This is a genomic window from Burkholderia sp. HI4860, assembly GCF_002223045.2.
Classification (GTDB): Bacteria; Pseudomonadota; Gammaproteobacteria; order Burkholderiales; family Burkholderiaceae; genus Burkholderia.
In genome coordinates this window covers 312,647-335,439 of record NZ_NKFO02000005.1, presented here as the reverse complement: position 1 = coordinate 335,439, position 22,793 = coordinate 312,647, and the positions used below count along the sequence as shown (strand labels likewise).

25 protein-coding genes are annotated in these 22,793 nt (G+C 61.5%); 9 read left to right on the top strand and 16 right to left on the bottom strand.

Translation table 11 applies throughout. The features are described 5' to 3' along the window. Positions 1-85: 85 nt before the first annotated feature. The 4 genes from CFB34_RS35635 to CFB34_RS35620 all read right to left on the bottom strand — a co-directional run bounded on the left by CFB34_RS35635 (position 86) and on the right by CFB34_RS35620 (position 3,979). Entirely contained in the window at positions 86-1,123 is a 1,038-nt protein-coding gene (locus tag CFB34_RS35635) for an alpha/beta hydrolase (protein WP_242808806.1), read from the bottom strand. A gap of 51 nt (positions 1,124-1,174) precedes the next feature. Next, positions 1,175-2,167: a carbon-nitrogen hydrolase family protein gene (locus CFB34_RS35630; protein WP_089444368.1), complete on the bottom strand. Its 993-nt coding sequence runs from the start codon at positions 2,165-2,167 to the stop codon at positions 1,175-1,177. Positions 2,168-2,241: 74 nt separating this feature from the next. Then, a complete protein-coding gene (locus CFB34_RS35625; RefSeq protein ID WP_089444367.1) occupies positions 2,242-2,724 on the bottom strand; it encodes a MarR family winged helix-turn-helix transcriptional regulator in 483 nt (160 codons plus the stop codon). 217 nt (positions 2,725-2,941) lie between these two features. Next, positions 2,942-3,979 carry a helix-turn-helix domain-containing protein gene (locus CFB34_RS35620; RefSeq protein ID WP_089444366.1) on the bottom strand — a complete coding sequence of 346 codons (1,038 nt, stop codon included), beginning with the start codon at positions 3,977-3,979 and terminating at the stop codon, positions 2,942-2,944. Between the two features lie 105 nt (positions 3,980-4,084). On the opposite strand from CFB34_RS35620, the gene CFB34_RS35615 reads away from it, so the two are divergent. The 3 genes from CFB34_RS35615 to CFB34_RS35605 all read left to right on the top strand — a co-directional run bounded on the left by CFB34_RS35615 (position 4,085) and on the right by CFB34_RS35605 (position 6,090). Then, positions 4,085-4,621: a Tautomerase enzyme gene (locus CFB34_RS35615; RefSeq protein WP_089444365.1), complete on the top strand. Its 537-nt coding sequence runs from the start codon at positions 4,085-4,087 to the stop codon at positions 4,619-4,621. A 14-nt stretch (positions 4,622-4,635) separates the two neighbouring features. After that, the gene (locus tag CFB34_RS35610) at positions 4,636-5,082 is read left to right on the top strand and encodes a hypothetical protein (RefSeq protein ID WP_089444364.1); all 447 of its coding nucleotides are present in this window, start codon (positions 4,636-4,638) and stop codon (positions 5,080-5,082) included. Between the two features lie 408 nt (positions 5,083-5,490). Then, positions 5,491-6,090: a DJ-1/PfpI family protein gene (locus tag CFB34_RS35605; protein ID WP_046547014.1), complete on the top strand. Its 600-nt coding sequence runs from the start codon at positions 5,491-5,493 to the stop codon at positions 6,088-6,090. Here the strand turns inward: CFB34_RS35605 and CFB34_RS35600 are convergent. The 3 genes from CFB34_RS35600 to CFB34_RS35590 form a co-directional block, all read right to left on the bottom strand. Beyond that, a complete protein-coding gene (locus tag CFB34_RS35600; RefSeq protein ID WP_143329563.1) occupies positions 6,071-6,415 on the bottom strand; it encodes a hypothetical protein in 345 nt (114 codons plus the stop codon). The two genes, CFB34_RS35605 and CFB34_RS35600, sit on opposite strands and share 20 nt — an antisense overlap. 272 nt (positions 6,416-6,687) lie before the next feature. Then, positions 6,688-7,713, bottom strand: coding sequence for a phosphate ABC transporter substrate-binding protein PstS (pstS, locus tag CFB34_RS35595; RefSeq protein ID WP_089444363.1), 1,026 nt, complete (start codon positions 7,711-7,713; stop codon positions 6,688-6,690). 412 nt (positions 7,714-8,125) lie between these two features. Beyond that, positions 8,126-8,452, bottom strand: a complete 327-nt coding sequence (locus tag CFB34_RS35590; RefSeq protein WP_242808759.1) for a hypothetical protein — start codon at positions 8,450-8,452, stop codon at positions 8,126-8,128. A 90-nt stretch (positions 8,453-8,542) separates the two neighbouring features. On the opposite strand from CFB34_RS35590, the gene CFB34_RS35585 reads away from it, so the two are divergent. Continuing rightward, a complete protein-coding gene (locus CFB34_RS35585; protein ID WP_089444362.1) occupies positions 8,543-8,857 on the top strand; it encodes a hypothetical protein in 315 nt (104 codons plus the stop codon). 398 nt (positions 8,858-9,255) lie between these two features. Here the strand turns inward: CFB34_RS35585 and CFB34_RS35580 are convergent, their stop codons facing one another. The 3 genes from CFB34_RS35580 to CFB34_RS35570 all read right to left on the bottom strand — a co-directional run bounded on the left by CFB34_RS35580 (position 9,256) and on the right by CFB34_RS35570 (position 11,687). Beyond that, positions 9,256-9,660, bottom strand: coding sequence for a hypothetical protein (locus tag CFB34_RS35580; RefSeq protein WP_089444361.1), 405 nt, complete (start codon positions 9,658-9,660; stop codon positions 9,256-9,258). A 139-nt stretch (positions 9,661-9,799) separates the two neighbouring features. Beyond that, positions 9,800-11,041, bottom strand: coding sequence for a dicarboxylate/amino acid:cation symporter (locus tag CFB34_RS35575; protein ID WP_089444360.1), 1,242 nt, complete (start codon positions 11,039-11,041; stop codon positions 9,800-9,802). Beyond that, complete coding sequence (locus CFB34_RS35570) at positions 11,025-11,687, bottom strand: GntR family transcriptional regulator (RefSeq protein ID WP_089444359.1); 663 nt, start codon at positions 11,685-11,687, stop codon at positions 11,025-11,027. The genes CFB34_RS35575 and CFB34_RS35570 overlap by 17 nt, the downstream gene beginning before the upstream one ends. A gap of 150 nt (positions 11,688-11,837) precedes the next feature. Between CFB34_RS35570 and CFB34_RS35565 the strand changes: the two genes are divergently transcribed. After that, positions 11,838-12,302: a GNAT family N-acetyltransferase gene (locus tag CFB34_RS35565; protein WP_089444358.1), complete on the top strand. Its 465-nt coding sequence runs from the start codon at positions 11,838-11,840 to the stop codon at positions 12,300-12,302. A gap of 130 nt (positions 12,303-12,432) precedes the next feature. Here CFB34_RS35565 and CFB34_RS35560 read toward each other — a convergent pair whose 3' ends face one another. Continuing rightward, positions 12,433-14,340: a DUF3857 domain-containing protein gene (locus CFB34_RS35560; protein WP_089444357.1), complete on the bottom strand. Its 1,908-nt coding sequence runs from the start codon at positions 14,338-14,340 to the stop codon at positions 12,433-12,435. 358 nt (positions 14,341-14,698) lie between these two features. Here CFB34_RS35560 and CFB34_RS35555 point away from each other — a divergent pair, with 358 nt between their 5' ends. Next, a complete protein-coding gene (locus CFB34_RS35555; RefSeq protein WP_089444557.1) occupies positions 14,699-15,025 on the top strand; it encodes an EthD family reductase in 327 nt (108 codons plus the stop codon). 304 nt (positions 15,026-15,329) lie between these two features. After that, positions 15,330-15,878: a glutathione peroxidase gene (locus CFB34_RS35550; RefSeq protein ID WP_089444356.1), complete on the top strand. Its 549-nt coding sequence runs from the start codon at positions 15,330-15,332 to the stop codon at positions 15,876-15,878. Between the two features lie 243 nt (positions 15,879-16,121). Here the strand turns inward: CFB34_RS35550 and CFB34_RS35545 are convergent, their stop codons facing one another. Further along, a complete protein-coding gene (locus CFB34_RS35545; RefSeq protein ID WP_089444355.1) occupies positions 16,122-16,958 on the bottom strand; it encodes an alpha/beta hydrolase in 837 nt (278 codons plus the stop codon). A 164-nt stretch (positions 16,959-17,122) separates the two neighbouring features. Here CFB34_RS35545 and CFB34_RS35540 point away from each other — a divergent pair, with 164 nt between their 5' ends. Further along, on the top strand, positions 17,123-18,148 hold the full coding sequence (locus tag CFB34_RS35540; protein ID WP_143329562.1) for an AraC family transcriptional regulator: 1,026 nt from the start codon (positions 17,123-17,125) through the stop codon (positions 18,146-18,148). 165 nt (positions 18,149-18,313) lie between these two features. Further along, positions 18,314-19,261, top strand: a complete 948-nt coding sequence (locus CFB34_RS35535) for a GlxA family transcriptional regulator (protein ID WP_089444353.1) — start codon at positions 18,314-18,316, stop codon at positions 19,259-19,261. A gap of 99 nt (positions 19,262-19,360) precedes the next feature. On the opposite strand, the gene CFB34_RS35530 is transcribed toward CFB34_RS35535, so the two are convergent. The 4 genes from CFB34_RS35530 to CFB34_RS35515 all read right to left on the bottom strand — a co-directional run bounded on the left by CFB34_RS35530 (position 19,361) and on the right by CFB34_RS35515 (position 22,784). Next, positions 19,361-19,843: a nuclear transport factor 2 family protein gene (locus tag CFB34_RS35530; RefSeq protein WP_089444352.1), complete on the bottom strand. Its 483-nt coding sequence runs from the start codon at positions 19,841-19,843 to the stop codon at positions 19,361-19,363. A 125-nt stretch (positions 19,844-19,968) separates the two neighbouring features. Continuing rightward, positions 19,969-20,823, bottom strand: a complete 855-nt coding sequence (locus CFB34_RS35525) for a DJ-1/PfpI family protein (RefSeq protein ID WP_089444351.1) — start codon at positions 20,821-20,823, stop codon at positions 19,969-19,971. A gap of 153 nt (positions 20,824-20,976) precedes the next feature. Next, positions 20,977-21,723, bottom strand: a complete 747-nt coding sequence (locus CFB34_RS35520) for an SDR family oxidoreductase (RefSeq protein WP_089444350.1) — start codon at positions 21,721-21,723, stop codon at positions 20,977-20,979. 215 nt (positions 21,724-21,938) lie between these two features. Continuing rightward, positions 21,939-22,784: an MBL fold metallo-hydrolase gene (locus tag CFB34_RS35515; protein WP_089444349.1), complete on the bottom strand. Its 846-nt coding sequence runs from the start codon at positions 22,782-22,784 to the stop codon at positions 21,939-21,941. Positions 22,785-22,793: the final 9 nt, after the last annotated feature.

Sequence of the window (22,793 nt, the reverse complement as noted above, 5' to 3'; positions counted from 1 at the left end):
ACTTCATTCCATTTATGTATGCATGTACACATTTCTGTATGAAAACATGCGTGTGCATACGTTGACCAACGCGACGATCGAGTCGTTATTCGCGTGTGCCTTCCAGAAAGCCGAGCATGGTCTTCGTCACCAGCTCGGGCTGCTCTTCCTGGATAAAGTGTCCGCTGTTTTCTACTTCGCGGGCGCTCAGATTGACCGCCTTTTCTCCGACGACCATTTTCATCCACCTGTATGCGGGACCGCCCATCACGAGAACCGGCATTTGCAACTGGCCATAACCCTTGTTGTCGCTGACGTCCTGAGGGAAGGCCTGATACCACGCATTGCCTGCACGGATCGCGGCGGCGCTGTCATACGCGTGCTCGTACACGGCGCGGTCGCGCGCGTCGACAGCATTCTCATTCACGAGAAAGTAGTGGAAGAGCCAGTCCTGCTCGAGCCGGACGCGGCCTGCCAGCAGCTTCTCCGGCAAACCTCTGACCTGATTGAATGCGAACCACCACAGGTTCGGGCGCGCCGAACCCAGTCTGTCGCCATATGCGCCTTCGGCGGGTAGAAGCGGAAAAGTCTGCAGGCTATTGTCGGGATGCGGAAACTCCATCATCACCAGCTTGTCGGTGGCTTCCGGATAGTTCTCCGCGTAGGCGAACGCCACAGCCGAGCCGATGTCGTGTCCCGCGATCGCAACCTTGTCGTATCCAAGCGATTGCGTCAGTTCATGGATATCAGCGGCCATCGTTTTCTTGTCATAGCCATCAACGGGTTTCGACGATGCGCCCATGCCGCGCAGATCCACCGCGATCACGGTGTAGTGCTCGGCGAGCGCCGGCATGATCTTGTGGAAGGTCCACCAGGTTTCGGGCCAACCGGGCAGCAACACGAGCGGCTCGCCCTTGCCGCCGACCACATAATGCAGCCGTACGCCGTTGACGGTTGCATGGCCGTTTCTGAATCCGGGTAGCGACTTCACCAGCGCCCTGTCCGAGACGTCGGTCTTTGCGGCCGCCTGCCTGCGCGAATGCGTTGCCACTGGCGTATCTGTTGCGGACGTCTGCGTGTAGCCGGGGGAAGCGGCCGCCATCAGCGCCGCAACGACCATGCTCGCGCAGCCGGTCCTCATCATTGCTTTCAAGGCAAATTCTCCATCGATAGGGGGCAATTCAAAGTTCGCAGGTCATGCCGCCTGGGCGCGCAGATCGTCGGAGCCTTGATCGTCGACGATCATCGGGTGCGAAGCGCGTTCGTGAACATGCGCGGTCGGCGCGCGGTCGATCATCAGGCTCAGCAATTCGGGGCGGTTGTAGTGGCCGGCCGAGTCCATCAGCAGCTTGCGGCGATCGATTTGCGTGAAGTCGAGATCGACGATCACCTCGCCTTCACCCGAGCGAAGCGGCTCGGCCATCAGCATGCCGTCAGGCGAGACGATCGTGGTGAAGCAGCCGCCCGAGATCGGACCGATTCCGCAGCCGGTGTCCTTCATGATTTGCGCCTGCTGGTCGCTATCCAGCCACGCCGTCGCGTTGACGACGAAGGCCCCGGACTCGAGCGCATGCTGGCGGATATTGATTTCCATCCGCTGGGCGAAGCCTTCGCCAAAGGCCGAGCCCGGGTACATCGCCGAGTGGATCTGCTCGCCGTCGGCGATCATCGCGTAGCGGGCGAGCGGATTGTTGTGCTCGAAGCATGCGAGCTGGCCGATGCGGCCGACTGCGCTGTCGACTGCGCGCAGGCCCGAGCCGTCTCCCTGGCCCCAGATCATGCGTTCAAAATGCGTCGGCGTGATCTTGCGGCGGCGCTGGATCAGCGTGCCGTCCGCATCGAAGAGCAACTGTGTGTTGTACAGCGTGCCGCCGTCGCGCTCATTGACGCCAATGGACACGACCATGCCGGCCTTTCGCGCGGCTTCGCCGATCGCGTCGGTAGCGGCGGACGGCACAGTCACGGCCTGTTCGAGCAAGCGCAGATGTTCGGTGCCCGAAAGAAGCTCGATGCCCGTCTGGACGGCCGCAAAGTACGGGTAATACGGCACGACCGTCTCGGGGAAGGTGGCGAACTGCACGCCCTTCTGGCCCAGTTCGTGGATCTTCTGCACGACCTTGGCGACGGTTGCTTCACGGCTATATAGCACCGGGCTGAACTGGACGGCGGCGGCTTTGACGACTTTCATGACAACTCCTTGACGAGGGGGGAAGGGGTACCAGACGTTGGTCAATCTTGCATATGCAACACCGACCGAAAATTTCAGACCATGCGCAGCGGCAATTTCCGCGCGATATTCATGAGTTCATGGGTGCAGCCTTCGCCGAGGAGGTGCGTCGCGTGGCGCTGCGCCGCCGACCACGCGCTCGCGGCGGTTTTGAGCAGCGCGTTGCCTTCATGCGTGAGCGAGAGCGGGCGGCTTCGACCATCGCTTGCCGTGACGCCCTCGGCGACCCAGCCCTGCGCGATCAGCGGTTGCAGATTCCTGGTCAGCGTCGAGCGCTCGTGATGATTTCGTCGGCCCAGATCCGAGCGGCTGATCGGCCCGAACTCCGCGATCAGCACGAGCAACGAGAACTGCGGCGCCACGATGCCGAACTGACGCAACGCATCGTCATAAACGGAGGTCAAGACGCGGGAGATCTGCCGGGCGCGCGTCAGCAGACAATTGCGCGCGATCTGGCTGCTCAGCGGTTCATTCGCAGTGCGATCCGGTTCAACGGTTCCGTTCGACTCGTGTTGCATATGCACTCCCTCGGTAAGCCCGGTTTCTTGCGGTGCGGTGTTTTGCTCGCGATGGGCGTATTTGAGCGGACGAACGTATCCCGCTTGTGTGCGAAAGTCGCTTGTGTGTAAGCGTGCGTATCCCTATCTGTTGCAGATACGTTGAGATACAAAAGGGCAGTGCGGGTAAAGAGGGAGGGAAGCGACGAGGGTTGCGGCGCGATGATCCCGCGAGGTCTCAGTCGCCGTTGCGGCCTGACCCGGTTTCCCTATTCTCGGCCGCGGCACGCGAGAACCGCATTTGATATTCACTCGGCGACAACCCGGTCTTGCGCTTGAACAATTGCCGAAACGTGCTGATGTCACCATAACCGACCCGCTGGCTCACCGCCTCGAGCCCGATTGGCCGCGTTTCCAGCAACCTTTTCGCGACCTCGATGCGCAGATTCTGCAGATACGCCAACGGTGCAAGCCCGACGGCTTCCTTGAAACGACGATTGAGCGTGCGTTCGCTGACAGCAAGCGACGCCGCCAGATCGCTCAACCGGAATCCCTGCTGCAACGTCGCTTCCATCTGCCGTTGGGCGCGCGCGACGAGCGTGTCCGTATGCCCATGTTCGTCGAGAAGCGTTGCGAAGGAAGCTTGCGAAGTGCGGTTCATGTCGATCAACAGCGCCTTCGCGGTCATCGTGGCGAGTGCTTCGCCGGCGAATGTTTCGACGAGGCGTACTGCGAGATTCAGATACGACGTCACGGAACCGCCCGAGATGATGCCGTCTTGCGCAATCAGCAGTTCCTGCGCGCGAACTTCGACACGCGGATAGCGGCGCGCGAAGTCCGCGGCTCTCGCCCAGTGCGTCGTTGCGGCGCGGCCATCGAGCAGGCCTGCCTCGGCGAGCAGGTAGTTGGCCGTGCAATAAGCCGCCAGCACGGCACCTGCCTTGCGTTGACGCCGCAGTGCGGAAGACAGCGCGTTCAAATGCTCGCGGCGGCCGATGAACTCGTCGATGTTCGAGATAAACGGTGCCGTCAGCAGAACGGCGTCCGCCCGTTTGCGCGGGTCGATCCTGCCGTCGACGTGAATGACCTGGCCCGACGCAGCCGTGACGGGTTGTCCGTCGAGAGATTCCACGCGCCATGCAAACAGGGGCGCGGATGTCGCGCCCGGTGCAGCCGTACGCGCATGGAACTGATTCGCCGCGCTGATGACGTCAACAGGGCCTGCGACGCCGGATGCGAGGATTCCGTCATAGACCCAGATGCGGACGATGGTCATGGCATGTCTGAAATTCCACGAATAATGGCGATGCTGCCACTTCCGGCCGCACGCGTAAACCCCGAAGATGGCCGCATCCAATGACCTGAAAGCAGGAGCAGCACCATGCCAATGATCGATGCACTGTGGCCCGAAGACGCCCTGACGCCCGAGGCCGAGGCGCGCCTCGTCAAGGAACTGACCGACATCCTCATCAAGGCGGAAGGGTACGACGCCTCCAATCCGACCGCACAGCGTGTCACCGTTTTCCATCTTCATCGGCCGGCTGCGATCTACATCGGGGGCGAACGCACGACCACGATACGCTACCGGATCATTCCGTCGGTACCGGAAGGTCAATACACCGACGAATCGCGTCGCTGGCTCGTCAGAAACGTCACGGAAGCGGTGGCGCGCGCGGAGGGCCGGCCGTTCGATGACGTCGCGACGCGCGTCTGGGTGTTCCCGACCGAGATTCCGGATGGCGCCTGGGGGACACGCGGCGCAATCTGGACGCTGCCCGATATTCACGCGCTACTGGCGGGCGAATCCGAGCGCGGCGCGGGCGTTGAACGCCTCGCGCGACGCCGTCTGGAGAAGGCGCGCATCACGCTCGAAGCAACGCTCGATGCCGCTCGCGCAGGCATGACGAGCAAATCGTAACTGGAGCGCCCAACATGAAATTCAACGACACAGCTCCCGTGCTGACGCCTGCAGGCGGTCCGCCGCTCTGGCTGGCGAGGCTCGCAGAAAACGCGACGCTCGAAGCCACCGTCCTGAAGCGCCCGATCGAGGGGCGAGCCGATATTCTCGCCGTGATCAAACACGCGGTTTCGCTCTACGAGTTCCAGCATCACAGCTACAAGGGCGAGATCGGAAACGGCTTGTATATGGAATCCTATCGGTCGCAGATCCAGGGCGTGCCGATCGAAACGGTGGTGATCGCGCACCTGAACGAACAGGGCGAGACGGATTCCGTGGTCATCAATCATCGCCCGCTCAACGCAGCGCTGCTGTTTTCGAAACGGATGGGGGAACGCGTCGATGAGCGCTTCCGCGATTGCTATCTGACGGGACCAGAAGCCGCCGCGCTGAATACCGCGCCGGGGGTGGACTCGCGCTAGCCGCCTTGTATTGAAGCATTGCGGTAACGAACGATCTATCGATCGAAGCGGTGAGGATTTTGCGTGGCCGGAATCGCCGCCGACACTTCGGTGCCGGACGTTGGATGAAACGGTTTCTTCTCAACTTCACCGACTCGCGCATGGGGCTTGCGTTTCGACTGACTCGTCAAGTGCCGAGCGGACGTTTGCTCTGCACGCGCGAGCCGTCCTCGCGTCCGAGCTTGCACTACCGATCGATGTGGGCCGATAACTGCCGACGCTGAAAGCAGCACCGATGTGAGAACACGACGCGCACCTTCCGACCAGCCCCCCGTGCCCGAAACAGCAGTCGTCAGTTTTCGCCAACGTGAATCCATACATCGCACCGATCTGGCAATATGCATCGACCGACCTCAGCCAGGGCACCCCATGCACATCGCCATTCTGACCTTCCAGGGTTTCAACGAACTCGATTCCCTCATCGCGCTTGGCGTGCTCAATCGAATCAAGAAGCCCGACTGGCGGGTGACGCTGTCATGCCCCGAGCATTTCGTCACATCGATGAACGGTGTGACCGTGCAGGCGCAGTCGACGTTGGCGGACGCTCGCGCGGCGGATGCCGTCATCGTCGGGAGCGGTATTCAGACCCGGGATGTCGTCAACGATGCGACGTTGATGGAGCAACTGAATCTCGATCCGACGCGGCAACTGATCGGTGCCCAATGTTCGGGCACGCTGGTTCTGGCAAAGCTTGGCCTTCTCGACGACATTCCGGCGTGCACGGACCTCACGACCAAACCCTGGGTCGTCGAGGCGGGCGTCGAAGTCCTCAATCAGCCATTCTTCGCACGAGGCAATGTCGCAACGGCAGGTGGCTGCTTTGCTTCGCAGTATCTGGCCGCGTGGATCATTGCGCGCCTGGAGGGCGAGGAAGCCGCGCGGAGCGCACTGCACTACGTGGCGCCGGTCGGGGAGAAGGAGGCGTACGTTTCTCGTGCGTTGTCGAACATCACGCCTTACCTGCCGTAGCGCGCAAAAAAATCGCGCTGCCTCCATCGCAGTGAGCCGGGTTCGGCGGTGACGTCGGGTTCCCGACGCCGGCTTCTCCCACGTGCCCGGTTTCGACGTCGTCCGGCTGCCGCATGGAAGAGGGGGCGAGAATGTTCGATGACTCGTTCAGGCAGAGCCATTCGGTGGCGCCGGACCGCAACGGATCCGACTCCACCAGCCAGTTCGTCGTGCAAAGGCGGCAGCGATACTGTCGCACGACGATTGCAGGCCGACCCAGCGGCCGCAATTTCGTGGGCTTGTGCAATTCCACCAGTCCGCGATGTGCGACGGGATCGGACATCATGCGCATGTTCGTGCAGGCTTCGCAACGCATGTGCGTCAGCCTTTCAGGAACGCGTCGGCGCGGTGAATCACTTCTTCGCTCATCGTTCAAATTGTCCGCTGATTGCAACGTGAGCGGCAGTGCGCTCGTCCCATGCTTGAATCAGGCCCGCTCGCCGTCGCGGTGTGCGCCGATCGGCGGTCGTGACGAACCTTCCGGCAGGTAGTCATCAACGGGGCGTCCTCCTGCGCTGCGCGGCGAATGTGCGCAATTGCGCGTCTCGTCCGGACCCGTCAGTTCGCAATCGGCTTACCGGACGCATCCTTGATTTTCGCTTTCCATTGCGTGCGGATTTCGGACACCACCGATTCGGGAAGCGAGATGTAGTCCAACTCGGTGGCGGCCTGGTTGCCGTTGTGGAACGCCCAGTCGAAGAACTTCAGCGTTTCCGCACCTTGTGCCGGTTTCTCTTGCGTTGCGTGCAGCAGCACGAACGTCGCGCCGACGACCGGCCACGCGTCCTTGCCCGGCTCGTCCGTCAGGATCTGATAGAACGACTTCGACCAGTTCGCGCCTGCAGCAGCGGCCTTGAACGTTTCCGTCTTCGGCTCGACCACCGTGCCCGTCGAGTTCTTCAGCGCGGTGTAGACCATGTTGTTCTTCTTCGCATACGCCCATTCGACGTAGCCGACCGCGCCCGGCAGGCGCTGCACGAACGCTGCGACGCCGTCGTTGCCTTTGCCGCCCGTGCCCGTCGGCCAGTTGACCGTCGTGCCTTCGCCGACCTTCGACTTCCATTCGCCGTTGACCTTCGACAGGTAGTTCGTCCAGATGAAGCTCGTGCCCGAGCCATCAGCGCGGCGAACCACGGCGATGTCCGTGTCCGGCAGCTTGACCTTCGGATTCAGCGCGGCGATTGCCGGGTCGTTCCACTTCTTGATCTTGCCGAGGTAGATGTCGCCGAGCACCGGCCCCGACAGCGTCAGTTCGCCGGCCTTCACGCCCGGCACGTTGACGACCGGCACCACGCCGCCGACCACCGTGGGGAACTGGAACAGGCCGGCCTTCGCGAGCTCGTCGTCCTTCAGCGGAGCGTCCGAACCGGCAAAGTCGACCGTCTTCGCGTTGATTTGCTTCAGGCCGCCCGACGAGCCGATGCCTTGATAGTTGACCTTGCCGCCGCCCGCCTTCTGGTACGCATCTGCCCACTTTGCATAAATCGGTGCTGCGAAAGTGCTGCCTGCGCCGGTGATATCTGCCGCATGAACATTGAGGGCAACAAGAACCAGGGTGCAGGGCATCAAAATCCGGATGTTCATGTAACGCCTCCTGTCTGCTATCGGCATGTCGGCCCGCAAGCAGGCCTCGGTTGGGAAGTCTGACGGGTCGGGTCGGGGCTGTCGGCCGGCTTTCGGCAACGCCTGTCGATTGACCGCGGCAATGATCGTCTCTCGATTGCTTTCGGGCACGTTGCGCCGTTGCTTGGGGGCAGCCGCCTCCGTGCCGCATTTTTCTCGTATGACATCCGCCGGGAGGTTGATTGCACCGTACCGCAACCGGGGCCGCAGGTAGCGACCGGCTGGCCTGGATCGTCACTGACGATCGGGTAGCTCAGGCGAGTGGCGAAGTCCGTCATCGTGTGCGGTAAGCGGTCTCGCAACGAAGGGTGTTAGGAGTATTGCAGTTGGCTGTGAAAATTCAAGGAAGGCGCAATGGCCCGATCCGTCAGATTCAATGCACGTCGCGGGCGACGATGGAGGCCAATGCCCGATCGCCATCGCGTTGTGCGGTGTCTTCAGTGGAAAAGATGTCGGTACTGAATGCGATCAGTTTGAAGCCGGATCCCGCGGAGCGAGGAACCGTGATGCCCCAGTGCCAGCCGCCATCTTGCTGGAACACGTGGAGCGCAGGGGGTGCTGGGTTCAGTGCTGGTGAAGAAGTCGTCATCGCGTGCTCTCCCGTCATGGGACGACTGCGGGCAACTACATCGGACGCGCGAACCCAGTCTACGAGCACTTTTGCTGCGGCGCAATATTCGAGTTTTACGAAAATGCCCATGTGTGAAACGCCACAATTTTGAAATACAAATATGCAACGTCGGCGATGGCTGGCATATTGATGTGACGATTGGGATTTTCCGGAGGCTTTATGGATCGCAGTTCGCTTGTGTGGGCGGGGGTGCCGCATAGCAGCGATGGCGTCGTGTTTCAGGTTCGGGTCGGCAACGGCCTTCAGCGTTTTCATATCGCTCGATCGATTCTCGAGAAGGCGTGCGACCTCGAGCGACTGGCGTCTGACGCACGACAGCTCGAATGCTTTTACGAGCATCTGACGCCGATCCTGGCAGTCGCGCGGAAGACGCGCTCAAAGGCGAAGGCCGATACGGTTTCGCTGAATGTTTCGGATTTTGTTCGAACGGGGAGCGCTCGGGGCGAGCAGGGGGCTTGGGCGGTGATGCGCTGAGCGCCGCAAGGCGTTTGAGAAGAGCGGCGGCGTTCCCGGTCTTGAAACGGACGGGCGTGGGGCTTGGCGTGCGTCCCGCGTTGCGTCTCGTCACGTGCGGCGCAGGGTCTGCTGCAGTGTTGGCGGGATGTTTTTTGCGGGCTCCCGCGTAGTCTCGTGCTTGAGCTTGAGCCTGAGCGTCGCGATGAAAGGGCGTCGCTCGATAACCGAATACCCATGAATGAAAAGTGCTGGCCGGTGAACTGGCCAGCAAAATGGTCCTGGCGATCCGAGGTTGAGTGTGCCAGAACCAAAGGCACTGAACGGCGTGCGCGCAGCCGGACGAACATGTCAAACGATCGGCCCCGAAAGTCGGGGCTTATCCGGCTCGACCTTGCGCAATAATCTGTGATCGCAGTTTAGGCTGGGCTAACGGATGCGACCAGACGTGCACGCGCGCTCGGAAACTTGAAGGCATCGCAGGGCTGCTTCGGTACTGTCCATGTTGCGATCATCGCGGCGGTCGGCAGATAGTCGGGGTCGGCCGACGCGACGCCGGCCCACATGCCGGGAGACACCTGTCTGCCGTGGAGATAAAAGTGCAGCTCCCGGCCGGCGCGGTCGCAAATGCACCTGATTCTCTCGACCGATTGGCCCAAGGCTCTAATCCGTGCGATCTGGTTGCGATCCAGCTCGAACAGGGCACTCACCACGCCGTCACAATCGCCGATGCCAATCATGTTGCTGTCATCAGTCAATGCCCATGTCGGATGCGGCGTGCCTAGGCGCAGCATGAAATACTCTGCGGACTCTGAACCAACCATACTGTTTCTCCTGCAAAAGATCTGTCGTTCTGCGAACTGAAGATCAACGAAACCGAACGTTCATCCAATCCTGTTCACTTCGCCGTACCAATGGGCGGGCGCAACAGTGAAGCGCCCTGTGCCCGCCGCTTCCCAAACCCTACACGCTCGCCTGACGCGTCACGGATTCGGCGGCGATACCGTCCTCCGAACCGGAAAGTCTCACCGCGACAGCCGCCGCCGCCGTGCTCCCGTAGACGTTCAGAGCGGTTCTCCCCATGTCGAAAAACGCGTCGACGCCCAACAGCAGCAGCACCGCATCGGCCGGCAACCCGATCGACGTCAGCACGATGGTGATGGCGACGATCGCCCCGGACGGCACATTGGCGGCTCCGTCGATGGTGATGATCGTCAAAATCAAAATCGTGATCACGAGCGGCCAGGACCAGGCGAGATGATAGGCGTCGGCCAGATAGCCGACCGCGAGGGCCGTGTAGAGGACCGCGCCGTCGCGATTGAAAATATAGGCGAGCGGCAAAATCGTGGACGCCACGCCGTGGGGAACGCCGAATTCGACCAGCTTCTTCAGGTGCAACGGGTAGGTAATTTCGGAGGACCGCGTCGTGAAACCGAGGATCAGCGGTTCCTTCACTTTCCTGAGAACGGCGAGAGGCGACTGACCGGCGACGCGGATGACGACGGTGAGTACCACCGCCAGCACCGCCATGCCGAGATAGGCCACGCCCAGGAGCTCGACGAGCGAGTGCACGCCGCTGAAACCCTTGGCCGACAACAGCTGCGCGATCGCGGCGAAGATCGCGAGCGGCGACCATGCGATCACCCACTGGGTCATCTTGAACAGGCCGGACAGCAGCGCCTCGAAAACGGCAATCGCGGGCTCGGCACGCTCCGGGGCAGCCGCCAATGCGGCACCGAGAATGACGCCGAAAACGAGTACCGGGAGAGAATTCCCGGCAGCGAGCGCAGCGACGATGTTCGCGGGGATCAAGTCAACGAGAAATTTCGTCCAGTCGATGCTGGATGCGAGTGCTGCGGGCATCGATCCGGAGGGAGTGAGGCTCGCACCGAGACCCGGCCGAAATGCGAAGTTGAGCAGCAGGCCGAGCGACGCAGCCAGGCCAGTCATCAAAACGAAGAAGACGATGCTGGCGAGTGCGACCTTTCCGAGCCGTTCGCGCAGTCGGCCCGCACGAAAGACACCGACCGTGACCGACAGGAAGATCAACGGCATGACGACCATCTTGATCGCATGGCCGAACATCGCGCTGAGAAAGCCCAGTTTCCCGGCAAAGCCGGGAGCAAATACGCCGCAAGCGACGCCCAGGACGAGCCCGCCAAGCATTTGCAGCGGGAGGGAAAGGCCCTTATTTTTCGTGTTCATGCCGCGCCTTGAGTAGTTTTATCCGTGCGGGCGTACCGTCAACGATGTGATTCCACATATGCTGACGCGCAAGCTCGCCGTCGTTCGCTTCGATTGCGTGAAAGATTTTCAGGTGCTCGATCGTGCCGCGCCGAACGGTTTCGGCATCGCTACGCGGAAGTTCGTTTAGCGCCAAGGTTTGGGCGCGCAACAAACTATACGCGGACGAGATTCGGAAGTTCCTTGCTGCAGCAAATAACGCTTGATGAAAGACCCAACCGACGCGTTGCTCGAGCATGATGTCCGCGACGTCCTGGTCGATCAGCACCTGCATTTTCTCTGCCGCGTCGCGAAGGTCTGCCGTTACGCCCGACTTGGCTGCAAGAAACGCGGCTGTACTCTCGAGGGCCAGCCGCATTTCAAAAATTTCGCGGAGATCGCTCGTAGTCGGCGACGCGATATAGGTCCCACTCTTTTCGATCACGACGACCAGCCCTTCGGACTCGAGCAAATGCAATGCGCTGCGCACCGGCATTTGGCCGAAACCGAGTTCGTCCGACAGGCCTCGATGCGATACTTTCTGTCCAGGCGCAAGGCGGCCGTCAAAGATCCTCGATCGGATCTCGTCGTAGGCAAGCTCCGCATCTGTCGAGACTTTCGACGTCATCTGTGATCGCAGTTAGCGTATGATTGAAAAAGAGATAACGGATAGAAAATTACCCTTACTGGTAACGCCCGGCAACTGATAATTTTGCGAGTGGGTATGCTGAAAGCGAACCGGAAGATTATTTGCGTCCAGAAGCGAGCCGACAATTAGATGACTTCACAAGATGTGCGCTTTACCATCTGCGCCGTTCGCGCGGAAGAAACCTATCCCCTCAGGGCCGCGATCTTGATGGCCGGAGATGAAGAAGGGAGTGCGTTACCCGGAGACCTCGCCCCGACGACCATGCACTTTGCCGTGCGTGATAACGACGGCATTGTGGCTGTGGCGTCGGTGTGTCAAGAAGGACAATCCGGTGTTTTGAATGCTGAAGCCTGGCGCCTTCGCGGCATGGCTGTCCATCCATCGGTGCGTGGTCTGGGATTCGGACGCCTTCTGGTCAATCTATCCATTCGTTATGTCCGCGAACAGCGTGGATTATTGCTCTGGTGTACGGCGCGGGAATCGGCATACCCATTTTATGAAATGCTCGGCTTTAATCGCGATCCGAAACCGATTTCAATGAAAGGTCGCGACGACATGAGGTTCTATCTCATGCAGCGCCAGATCGAGGGTTGATTTTCGGTTGCTAACGACGTCTGACGACTAGATGGTTTATGCGTGGTCTAGTCCAGGGCCATTCGACCTCTCAATCTCAGTGCCTATTCGTGGCACGTTGACCGATGGGTTTGTCGCGCCGCAAAACCGCTCATTGATAGACGATCTGCGCTGCAAGGTCACGCTTGATCGATGTCGCCATTCTTCCGAGCTCGGGATATTCGTCCGGCTGCAAATACGGCACTTTCGATGTCAAATCAAGCGTTCGGGTCACGTTGATGGTTCTGCCTTCCATCGCATAGGACGACGTATAAGTGCCGAACGGCGAAGTAACGGTGACGGGCTTGGGCAGGCTCAACACTTTCATCGAGGCCGGCAATTCCAGTTTCGTGATTTCGCTGAAGTGTCCTGCCTTGAACAGGAACGGAGTTTTGCGCCTGGCCGAACCTACCCCGTCAATGGCACTGGATATCGTGTTGAGGCCGCCCAATCCTCTTGGGACGCGCATCGCGCCGGGGCCGGGGAGAGCGGCGTAGTCCGGTAGTTCGAACACACTGGAAAACGAAAACGCCATCCAGAGATCATTGATGTCGCCATGGATGTAGCGGCCGGTGCCGTCCAACCCGCTCGCAGTCAGAAACGCCTGCGCAAACACCGGTTCCGAACCCGCCGGCAGCCGGGAGAATATGGAGCGCGCGACCCAGTCGTATTCGCCGCCGTTCTTGACTTCGCTATCGCCACGAACGGTGCCGAGTTTGTCGAGCGCGACGTGCGTCACGACCGTCACCGTGTCGGCATCGGGGCGTGCAACGGGAAGGACGACCAAGCGAGACTGCTCATTGCCGCCGCCGGTCAACAACGCCTGCTTTCCCTGCTCGTTGAAAGGAAGCGTGCCGAATCGCGCCGTGCCGGCGGTCGAGTCAAGGTAGACATCGAACTCGGGAACGTAGGTGATCGCGTGATTGAACACGGCCAACGGACTGGCGGCCGAAGGCAGCCAATAGCGGCTGTCCGCGTTCACGAGCACCGTGTCGCTCGCGATGCCTTTGGCTGCCAGCAGCGCCTGCAGCAGCGTCGTATGGTCCTTGCAGTCGCCATAGCGTGCATGCAGGACGTCTTGTGCGCTATGCGGAACGACGCCGCCGAAACCGAGGAACACTGCGACGTAGCGGATGTTTCGGCTGACCCATTGATAGAGCGCATCTGCCTGATCGCGCCGGCCGGCGATTCCCTTCGTGACCTCGTCGGCCAGCGTTTGCACGTCGGGCGTAATGGTCGTCTGCGGCTGCGCACGGGCGGCGTATGCCTGCCCGAGCGCCGCGTAACCCGGGAACGTCGTGACCACGATCCGGGGGCTGCGATCCTCGATGCTCGGCGCATTGGCTTCGAGTGGCTGCGCAGTTGCACCTTTTATCGTCCAGCGCCATGTCTGCCGGCCGTCGACATCCGCTGCAACCCGTCCGCCCTGCATATCGACCACATCGGTATACAGTTTCATCGAGGATGGCGCATTGATCGTAATGCTGGCGCTTTGGATCGGCTTGTTGTTCGGAAACGTGTCGTCGGCCGAGAAGTTGCCGGGGAAAAGCGGCGTGACCTGCGTCTCACGCGTGTGCATGGTCACGGTCGCGCCAGGTTCTACGCCGGGAAAGACGATCGTCTTGACGAGGTTGTCGTCGACGGTGGCGGCGTGGATGCTCGACGCGCTTTGACGAGTGAAAATTGCATTGGACGGGACGTCGATCCGTACGCCGTCGCGCGTGGTGGTGTAAGCCTCGATCACGTCGAACTTCTGCAACTCGGGGCTATATCGATACGAAACCTGACCGTACGACCTGACGCCCTGTTCCGTCTCTATCCGGATCGACCTGGATTGGTCACGAATCGACGAACTGTCGCGATTCACCGTGTAGACCGTGTCGTCGGACAAGACGGTAGCGGGTGGAGAGAAATCAGCGGAAAAAGCGGCAGCAGCGTGCATGGCGACTACCGCCACCGCGAGGTGTGACAGTCGCATGCAGCCGATTGAAATGGATCGGCCGTCTCGTGCAATCAGCATGTGGATTGCCCTCGTGGTTTCTTATCTTCCTCTTGCGAGGAGGGAAGCAAGAAACTACCACGACGACGAGCATACCGCTACGAATCGCGGTGCGCGTGCGAACTTGACTTGCGCGTGTCTTGTCTGCATCGACAGGAAGTTGTCGGTTGATTGCAAGCCATGTCGCCAGCATCCGCGACATGTCGTTGCCGGGTACACTCAGTGCCGCCAAAACGGCGAGACGGGTTCATCGGCGCGCAATCGGAAGAGTCAGTACGTCTATTCAGCAAGAAGCGTTCGCCACGCCCGATCTCGGCAGCCTCGATGTCGTCTCGCGAGCGTTGGCGCCTCGATTCCCATGCAGCAACAGGAGAACCCGATGATCAAAGTCAGTGTCATGTACCCGTACGCCGCAGGCGCACGATTCGATCATGCTTACTACCGCGACAAGCACATGCCAATGGTGAAGCAGCGGCTCGGCGCGGCATGTCTGTACTACACGGTCGACAAGGGCATCGCAGGCGGTGCTCCGGGCACTGAGCCTGTCTACGTGGCCAAGTGCGACTTCGTCTGCACGTCTGTCGAAGCCTTCCAGGCGGCGCGCGACCCGCACGCGCAGGAGATCATGGCCGACATCGCCAATTACACGGATATACAGCCCGTGCTTCAAATCAGCGAGGTGGTCGTAGAGCGTTCGGAAGTCTGACCAAGGCTCGGATATCGCCACGCACCGCATCCGCTGATGGCGTACCCCCGCAACGGGGCGATGCTTATGCGGCCATTCCGCCGTTGTATCGAAGCCTGGCCTTTCCAGGTCGCCTGTCGGACCCCACGGTCCGCGCCTGCAAGCATGAAGTTGACCGTTCGCAGTAGGATAGGGCTCTGCTACGCGCAGATCACGAGCGTCGATTACGTGCCTTCGCTGACCGACGTCCAGGGTTTTCCAATGAACGCGATACACCGCGATTTCCGCGGCTCGCCATCAATTTGATCCATTGAAGGATGAAGACATGAGCACGATTTACGATATTCCCGTCAACGCCATCGACGGCGCGCAAACAACCCTGCGCGCGTACGAAGGCAAAGTGCTGCTGGTGGTGAACGTGGCGTCCAAATGCGGGCTGACGCCGCAATACGAAGGTCTGGAGGCGCTCTACGAAGGCAAGCGCGCGGAAGGTCTCGAAGTGCTGGCGTTCCCCGCCAACAACTTCAAGGGCCAGGAGCCGGGCACCGATGCGGAGATCCAGTCGTTCTGCACCGGCACCTTCGGCGTGAAGTTTCCGTTGTTCTCGAAAATCTCCGTGATCGGCGACGACAAGCATCCGCTCTATCGCTCGCTCACCCAGGCGCAGCCGCAGGCGACCGGTGACGGCCCGTTCCGTACGCGCCTCGAAGGCTACGGCATCCAACCGAACCCGGCGCCCGAGGTGCTGTGGAACTTCGAGAAGTTTCTCGTGAGCCGCACGGGCGAAGTGGTCGCGCGCTTCTCGCCCGATACGACCGCGGACGACCCGAAGCTGGTCGCCGCCATCGACGCGGAGCTGGCCAAGGCCGCGTAAGCCGGCGCGCGTGACGCGTGCCGTGCCGGGACGGATTGCCTGACCTGCACCCGTGGTCGAGGGTGCCAGGACGGGGCAATCCCACACCATGTCTGCCGATATGCCACTCGCGCATTGAAAACGGAACGCGCCGGGGTGCCCGCCTTGACTGGCGAACCGGAGAATGCGTCAGACCGACAAGTCGTTCAACGGCCTGTCGACGTTGCACGACACCGTTCGGGAATTGGGCCATTGACCGGCAACTCAACCCTTGCCGAGATCTCCCGCCGCAGGCGCCTGCGCCCAGTCGAGCGCGAAGTCGGCAACCTCCTCCCAGCCTTTCTCGCCACAGGTGTAGTGGCTGCGGCCGTTGAACAGCTTGTACGCCGAGATGGCCCGCGAACCCTTCGCATTCCTTTCGAAATTCTCACGCTGCACGGCAGGCGGCAGGATGTTGTCGTTGCCGCCGGCGATAAAGAGCAGCGGTGCGCGCTCGTCGTTCGCGAAGTTGTAGCGCGTCGGGGCATTCGGGTTGACGTTCGCGAACGCGCCTTGAAACAGGATCCGCCCCGACACGGGCACCGCGTAGCGGTCATAGACCTTCTTCGATTCCTCGAGGCTCAGGTTGTTCGTGAACGCGTAGTGAAACGCTTGCTCGGTGATGGGCACCGTGCGATGCACGTTGGCCGGGTTGCGCAGGACCGGGAACGCCGCCTTGATCTGGCTGAACGGCAGCGCCCATACACCCTTCACCCCGGCGCCGTCGATCGAGACACCGGCTGAGCCATAGCCCGCGTCGAGAAGAAGCTGGGCGAACGCGCCGCCGAACGAATGCCCCATGATGATCGGCTTCGTGTCGAGTGCCGCGATGGTCCGGGCCAGGTGGTCGAAGATCTCGCGCACGCCCAGATTCACCAGCGGCGACGGGTCGCGACGCAGCGCCTCGACGCCGGCCGTGCCCGGCTGGACGCCCGGATACCCCGGCGTGATGACGCGCATGCCGCGCTGCTCGTAGCGCGTGACCCAATGTTCCCACGACAACGGTGTCATCCACAGACCGTGAATCAGTACAACCGTGTCGGTACGCGTTTCCGGATTCACATCCCTGCTCCTGTGATCGCTGAATGACGAACATCACGCCCACGACACCGCGGTATTTCCGGAGCCGTCTGCCCCGTGCTTGCCAGCAACGAAACAAGGGGTACTACGCGATTGCCGTATGCCGCGCACCTCGAGAATAGTCTTTGACACCGGCGTCATTCAGCGTGAATGATGTGCCCATCATAAAGACCATCCGGGTACGCGACATGGCCAAAAAGCCGGGATTCTTTGCTCAAACGCCGACGACGCTGGACGATGGAGCAGATCCGTTCGCCTTCAAGCGGGATGCCTTTTCCGACGTGCTGGAGCTGATCCGCATCCGCGGCAATACGGTCTTCACGTGCGCGGCCTCGGCGCCTTTCGGGTTGCGCTTTCCTGCCGGCAAGTATCGTCTGCACATCATCCGTAGCGGCAGCGTGGCGATCGAAGTGGAGGGGCTCGACGAGCGCTATCACGCGTCGCAGGGAGACCTGGTCATGCTGATGCATGGCCACGGCCATGTCATCTCCGACCGGCCGGGCCGCTCCGCGAGTCTCGTCACGGATCTCGCGCCAAAGTACTACGATCGCGAGCGCCTGACGATCGGGAGCGGCGACACCACGTGGCTGTGCGGCGATTTCGGATTCGACGGCGTGCTGTCGCAACGGTTGCTGTCCGTGCTGCCGCCGGTGCTGGTGCTGAAGGGGTTGCGGGAGCGGCCGTTCGAGTGGCTGGAGCTGAGCTGCCATTTCATCCTCGACGAGGCGTTGAGCCCGCGCGCGGGCGCCGCCGCGATGATCTCCCGATTGCTGGACGTCATCTTCGTCCAGTTGCTGCGCACCTGGGCGACGGAGGGCTCGGCAGGGCACGGGTGGCTGTCCGGCGCGATCGACAGCCGGATCAACCCGGCGATGTCGGCCATTCATGCCGATCCCGGGCGGGCGTGGAGCGTGAGTGATCTTGCCGAGTTGTCGAATCTGTCGCGGTCGGCTTTTGCGGACAGGTTCCAGCGTGTGGTGGGGCAGGCGCCGTTGAGCTATCTCACGACCTGGCGCCTGGATCGGGCGGCGGAGTTGTTGCGGTACAGCCGTGCGCCGATTTCGGATATTGCCGGTCGGGTTGGGTACACGTCGGAAGCGGCGTTCAGTCGCGCGTTTCGAGGGCGGTACGAGATGTCGCCGATGCAGTGGCGGAAGGTGAATGCGGAGTAGGGTGGGCGTGACGGCCATCCCGGCCCGGCAGATGCCGGCGGTTAGACATACGGACAATCGATCACGACGTAAACGACGTATTTCCCTCATTTCCGGCTGAATGGCGCTATTTGAGGGTTCCTTGTAAAATGCGGCTTTACGGGATTTTCAGTTAACGACTTCGTCATGCATCGAATCGGATTCTTCGTTTGCCGTGGCTACGATGCGCTCGATCTGGGCGGGCCGCTGTCGGCCTTCAATCAGGTCGCCACGGCGGCGGGCCACGCGCCCTATGATCTCCACGTCATTTCGCAGTCCGGCGGCCCGGTTCCGGGCAATACGGGCCTGTCGGTCGACACGAAGCCGATCGGAAGGCGCACGTTCGACACCGTCATTTTCGTGGGCGGCGACATCGATCCGATGCAGACGCCGGAGAACATTGCCGTCGCCAAAAAATTGGGCGCCAGGGCTGCGCGGGTCGCAAGCGTGTGTACGGGGGCGTTTCTGCTCGCGGAAACCGGCTTGCTGGACGGCGTGAGGGTGACGACGCACTGGCGATACGCGGCTCAATTGCAGTCGCGCTTTCCGCGCGCCAAGGTCGAGGGCGATAGCATTTATATCGAGGAGGGACGCATCTGGACATCGGCGGGCATTGCGTCCGGCATCGACCTGGCGCTCGGCCTGATTGAAAAAGATCTGGGCGCGGAGGTTGCGCGCGCTGTCTCCCGGCTTTTGGTGGTTCCGTATCGTCGGCCGGGCGGTCAGTCCCAATTCTCGGCGATGTCGCAGATGGAGCCGGAATCGGATCGCATCCGCATCGCGCTGAATTTTGCGCGGGAACATCTGGCGGAAGCGTTGCCTGTCGAGCGGCTCGCCGAGGCCGCAAGTTTGAGTCCGCGGCAGTTCGGGCGCGCATTTCGCCGGGAAACCGGAGAGACACCAGCGAAGGCGGTCGAGCGCTTGCGTGTCGAAGCGGCACGGCTGCGCCTGCAGGGGGGCAGCGAACCGATCGAACAGATTGCGCTGGCGGTCGGGTTCACCGACCCGGAGCGGATGCGGCGGGCCTTCATCAAACTGCATGGGCACCCGCCGCAAGCGATTCGACGCGAGAGCCGAGCGAACGGCGCGCGCTGATCGACTATCCTCAGCCGGCGCGATCCGCGCTGCCTGGGCGAGGTCCCTCTCACGGTCTAGCGGCGCGTTGGGTAGATCGCCAAGCGTTTCACCAGACGCTCAATGGCCATCCGCCGTCAGCGGGCCGTCATCGTTCCACATGTCGCGATGCAACTTCCACGCGCCGCCCTCTTTCAGAAAGACAAGGGTCTGTTTGCCGCGGAATTTGAGTTGTCCGTCGTGGTCGCGGACCTCCACATCCGACACCTCTGTCACGACCCGGTCGTTACCGTAGAACTCGTCATTGCTGAACGATACGGTGGCGGGCTTTGATCCGGCATACCCCTTGGTGAAGTACCCGACGATCGCGTTGCGTCCCGTGATCTTGTTGCCGCCGGGCGGCAAGAGCGTGCCGTCGCGGGTGTAGAGGCGGCCGATCGCCTCGTAATCCCCTCGCGCAAAGGCATCCGCCCACCGCGCATTCTCGGCCTTGATGGCCGCTTCGGGCGGACGTGGCGAACCACCGGCAGTCGCGGGCGCGGCGAACGCGAAGAAAGTGACGCAGGCCGCAAGGGCAGCCGTGAAAATACGAGTCTGTGGCATCGAGTGATTTCCGTGCATGGTTTTAATGTAAAGGACTGCGAAAGTTATAGGATGAAACAGGCAATGTCGGTCGCAGTGTTCATCGCAGTCTTTCGATGGGTTGGCCCACATTGCCTGCAAGCGATTCAACGAACGCCCGGGACGCGTGCGAGCCCCCTGGATGCACCGGGCAGTTTCTTGTCGACCATCGCGATGACTTCCGGCCGCGCCTCTCTCGGATGGCCGGAGTGGAACGGCGGCGCGGGATCATATTCGATCACGAGCTGCGCGAGTTCGGCGGCCTGTTGACCGCGCAGCTTCGCTGCCACGCGAAGGGCGAAGTCGATGCCTGCCGTCACGCCGCCGCCGCTCATGAACCGGCCGTTGTCGTCTTCGACGAAGCGATCGGGCACGGGAATGGCGCCGTATTCGGCCAGCTTGTTGACGAAGGCCCAGTGGCAGGCGCTTCGCTTGCCGTTGAGAATGCCAGTTGCGGCCAGCACGAGCGATCCGTTGCAGACCGACGTCACATGCTTGGCACTTTCCGCCAGGCGCCGGATCTGCGCCTGATACGCGGGGCGCATCGGCGCCGACAGATTCGATCCGCCAGGGACCAGCAGCACGTCTGTCTTGTCGATATCGGCCAGCCGCTCGGTCTTGCCGTACACGACGCCGAATTCGAGCGTCACGTTGCCGCCATCGAGGCTCGCGTAGCGAACGTTCGTATTCGGTAGCCGATGGAAGACCTCGCTGGGGCCGGCGAAGTCGAGCAGCGTGCCGCCGTCGTAATTGACGATCAGGATATCGAGCGGGTCGTTCGGGGCAAGTGCGCCGTCGCTGCCGGGCTGTGCAAGCGCAGAGGGGGCGTTTCCAAGCAGGGCGCCGCCGCCGAGGACGGCGCCGAGCGTCGCGATGCTGCCGAACTTGAGCACATCGCGGCGTGATTGGCCAGCTCGGGTGAGTGGCGATCCGGGAGTACTGTTTTCGCTACTGTCGGTCAAGATTATTTCTCCTTGCGGGGCGGCCCTGCTAAGAGTGCTACCAGGCTGGGCCGCATGAAATCGCCGCCGCGATTCAAAGCGTGGCGGACGTGAGATCAGACAGGTGGATGAGCCGCGATGACACGCAGGGCGCCGGAATCGGGCGCCGCAGGCTCAAAGCTGCGAGGCGCCGCCGTCGACGACCAGTTCGGTGCCGACGACGTACGCGGATTCGTCGCTGGCGAGATAGAGTGCGGCGTTGGCGATGTCCTCGACGTTGCCCATGCGGCCCACCGGAATGGCGTCGGCGAACTCGGCCTTGCGGTCGCGCACCCATTCGTCCGGCATGCCCCACTTGGTCAGCAGCGGTGTGTCGATCGCACCGGGCGCGATCGCGTTGAAGCGGATTTTCCGGTCGAGAAACTCGTAGGACCAACTGCGGGCGAGCGATCGCACGGCGGCCTTCGCGGCTGCGGTCAACGAGATGCCATGCTTGCCGGTCTGCGCGACGAACGAGGTGTTGAGAATGAAGGACGAACCCGCTCGCAAGTGCGGCAGCACCGCTTGAAGCGTGAACACCACGCCTTTGACGTTGATGTCCATGATCTCGTCGTAGAGCGCGTCGTCGATATCGTTGACTGCGGACGGGAACGCCCAGCCGGCGTTCGCGAACACGATATCCAGGCCGCCGAACTGCTCGCCGACTTCAGCGGCAATCGCCCGCATGTCGTTGATCGAACGCACGTCGCCCTTGAGAACGAGCGCATGCTCGCCGAGTTCGGCCCTCACGCGCTCGAACACCGCCTCGTCGCGGCCCGTCACTGCGACGCGGGCGCCTTCCGCAATGAAACGCTTCGCGGTGGCAAGACCGATGCCACTGGTACCACCGGTGATTAACGCCGACTTGTCTTTAAGCCTCATCTTCTGCTCCTTTCTACGTCGTGATTGATCGGGCCGAAAGCGCAAGACGCGATGGCGTTTGTGTTTTTCGCTGCTCGATCTTCCACGTGCAGTATGGAACGCGAAGTGGATGGCGCAAAGGTCGTATAACCCTCAAAAAACGCCATCTGGATCAACGAGTGACTCATGCATGTCGGCGTGAGGTGGCGGCATCGCACATCTGTACACGTGTGGCTTCAGCCTTCGTTCTCGTAAAGCAACTCATAGCCGCCGCTCGTCCGCTTGATACGTGCGAACCCGAGTTCCCCCAGATGCATCCCCGCGATCAGAAGACCGTCCGCGCTGACCTGATCGAGAAGGCGTGACCGTGTCGCTGCTGCCAGCGACGCATCGTGATCGAACGCAATCGATACGTCCGGCCGCTGAATCTGGATATGCGGGAAATGCACCACGTCCCCCCACACCAGCAGGCCTTGATCGCGGGATTCAAGGACATATCCGGTGTGTCCATCGGTGTGTCCCGGCAGCGGCAGCGCGCGGATACCGGGGAGCACGTGTCCGTCTTCGAACAGGCGAAGTCGGTCGTCATAGGCATCGAACACCTGACGCGCCTTCGCAAAGTTGCCGCGAGCCCGCTCACTCGCGCGACTGAGATTTCCGTCGTCCTGCCAGAACTGGACCTCTCGCTGATGCACGACCAGTTCCGCATGCGGAAACGCGGCCTGTCCTGCATCATTCACCAGCCCGCCGACGTGATCGGGATGCGCATGGGTCAGCAGGATGGTGTCGACCGCAGCGGGTTCGATGCGGGCAAGCACCAGGTTCGTTTTGAGCTGGCCGCCCCATTGCTTGAACCCGCCAGCCCCACCGTCGATGAGAACGGTGCGGCCCGCTCCGCGTACGACGTAGCAATTGACATGAACGGCCGCGGGTTCTTTCTGTCCGGCATCACGTTGCATTTTTGATGCGTCATCCGAATCGATATTCGACAGGAAGTCGAGACTGGCAGTGAGATATCCATCGCTGATGGCGGTAATCGTGAAATCCCCGACTTGCTGAACAGGAAAGGTAAGGGTGGACATCGTGTTGCT

Bases quoted from the DNA above. Each gene is read 5' to 3' on its own strand.
- CFB34_RS35635 (WP_242808806.1), bottom strand. From the start codon at position 1,123: ATGATGAGGACCGGCTGCGCGAGCATGGTCGTTGCGGCGCTGATGGCG.
- CFB34_RS35630 (WP_089444368.1), bottom strand. From the start codon at position 2,167: ATGAAAGTCGTCAAAGCCGCCGCCGTCCAGTTCAGCCCGGTGCTATAT.
- CFB34_RS35625 (WP_089444367.1), bottom strand. From the start codon at position 2,724: ATGCAACACGAGTCGAACGGAACCGTTGAACCGGATCGCACTGCGAAT.
- CFB34_RS35620 (WP_089444366.1), bottom strand. From the start codon at position 3,979: ATGACCATCGTCCGCATCTGGGTCTATGACGGAATCCTCGCATCCGGC.
- CFB34_RS35615 (WP_089444365.1), top strand. From the start codon at position 4,085: ATGCCAATGATCGATGCACTGTGGCCCGAAGACGCCCTGACGCCCGAG.
- CFB34_RS35610 (WP_089444364.1), top strand. From the start codon at position 4,636: ATGAAATTCAACGACACAGCTCCCGTGCTGACGCCTGCAGGCGGTCCG.
- CFB34_RS35605 (WP_046547014.1), top strand. From the start codon at position 5,491: ATGCACATCGCCATTCTGACCTTCCAGGGTTTCAACGAACTCGATTCC.
- CFB34_RS35600 (WP_143329563.1), bottom strand. From the start codon at position 6,415: ATGATGTCCGATCCCGTCGCACATCGCGGACTGGTGGAATTGCACAAG.
- pstS (WP_089444363.1), bottom strand. From the start codon at position 7,713: ATGAACATCCGGATTTTGATGCCCTGCACCCTGGTTCTTGTTGCCCTC.
- CFB34_RS35590 (WP_242808759.1), bottom strand. From the start codon at position 8,452: ATGGGCATTTTCGTAAAACTCGAATATTGCGCCGCAGCAAAAGTGCTC.
- CFB34_RS35585 (WP_089444362.1), top strand. From the start codon at position 8,543: ATGGATCGCAGTTCGCTTGTGTGGGCGGGGGTGCCGCATAGCAGCGAT.
- CFB34_RS35580 (WP_089444361.1), bottom strand. From the start codon at position 9,660: ATGGTTGGTTCAGAGTCCGCAGAGTATTTCATGCTGCGCCTAGGCACG.
- CFB34_RS35575 (WP_089444360.1), bottom strand. From the start codon at position 11,041: ATGAACACGAAAAATAAGGGCCTTTCCCTCCCGCTGCAAATGCTTGGC.
- CFB34_RS35570 (WP_089444359.1), bottom strand. From the start codon at position 11,687: ATGACGTCGAAAGTCTCGACAGATGCGGAGCTTGCCTACGACGAGATC.
- CFB34_RS35565 (WP_089444358.1), top strand. From the start codon at position 11,838: ATGACTTCACAAGATGTGCGCTTTACCATCTGCGCCGTTCGCGCGGAA.
- CFB34_RS35560 (WP_089444357.1), bottom strand. From the start codon at position 14,340: ATGCTGATTGCACGAGACGGCCGATCCATTTCAATCGGCTGCATGCGA.
- CFB34_RS35555 (WP_089444557.1), top strand. From the start codon at position 14,699: ATGATCAAAGTCAGTGTCATGTACCCGTACGCCGCAGGCGCACGATTC.
- CFB34_RS35550 (WP_089444356.1), top strand. From the start codon at position 15,330: ATGAGCACGATTTACGATATTCCCGTCAACGCCATCGACGGCGCGCAA.
- CFB34_RS35535 (WP_089444353.1), top strand. From the start codon at position 18,314: ATGCATCGAATCGGATTCTTCGTTTGCCGTGGCTACGATGCGCTCGAT.
- CFB34_RS35530 (WP_089444352.1), bottom strand. From the start codon at position 19,843: ATGCCACAGACTCGTATTTTCACGGCTGCCCTTGCGGCCTGCGTCACT.
- CFB34_RS35520 (WP_089444350.1), bottom strand. From the start codon at position 21,723: ATGAGGCTTAAAGACAAGTCGGCGTTAATCACCGGTGGTACCAGTGGC.
- CFB34_RS35515 (WP_089444349.1), bottom strand. From the start codon at position 22,784: ATGTCCACCCTTACCTTTCCTGTTCAGCAAGTCGGGGATTTCACGATT.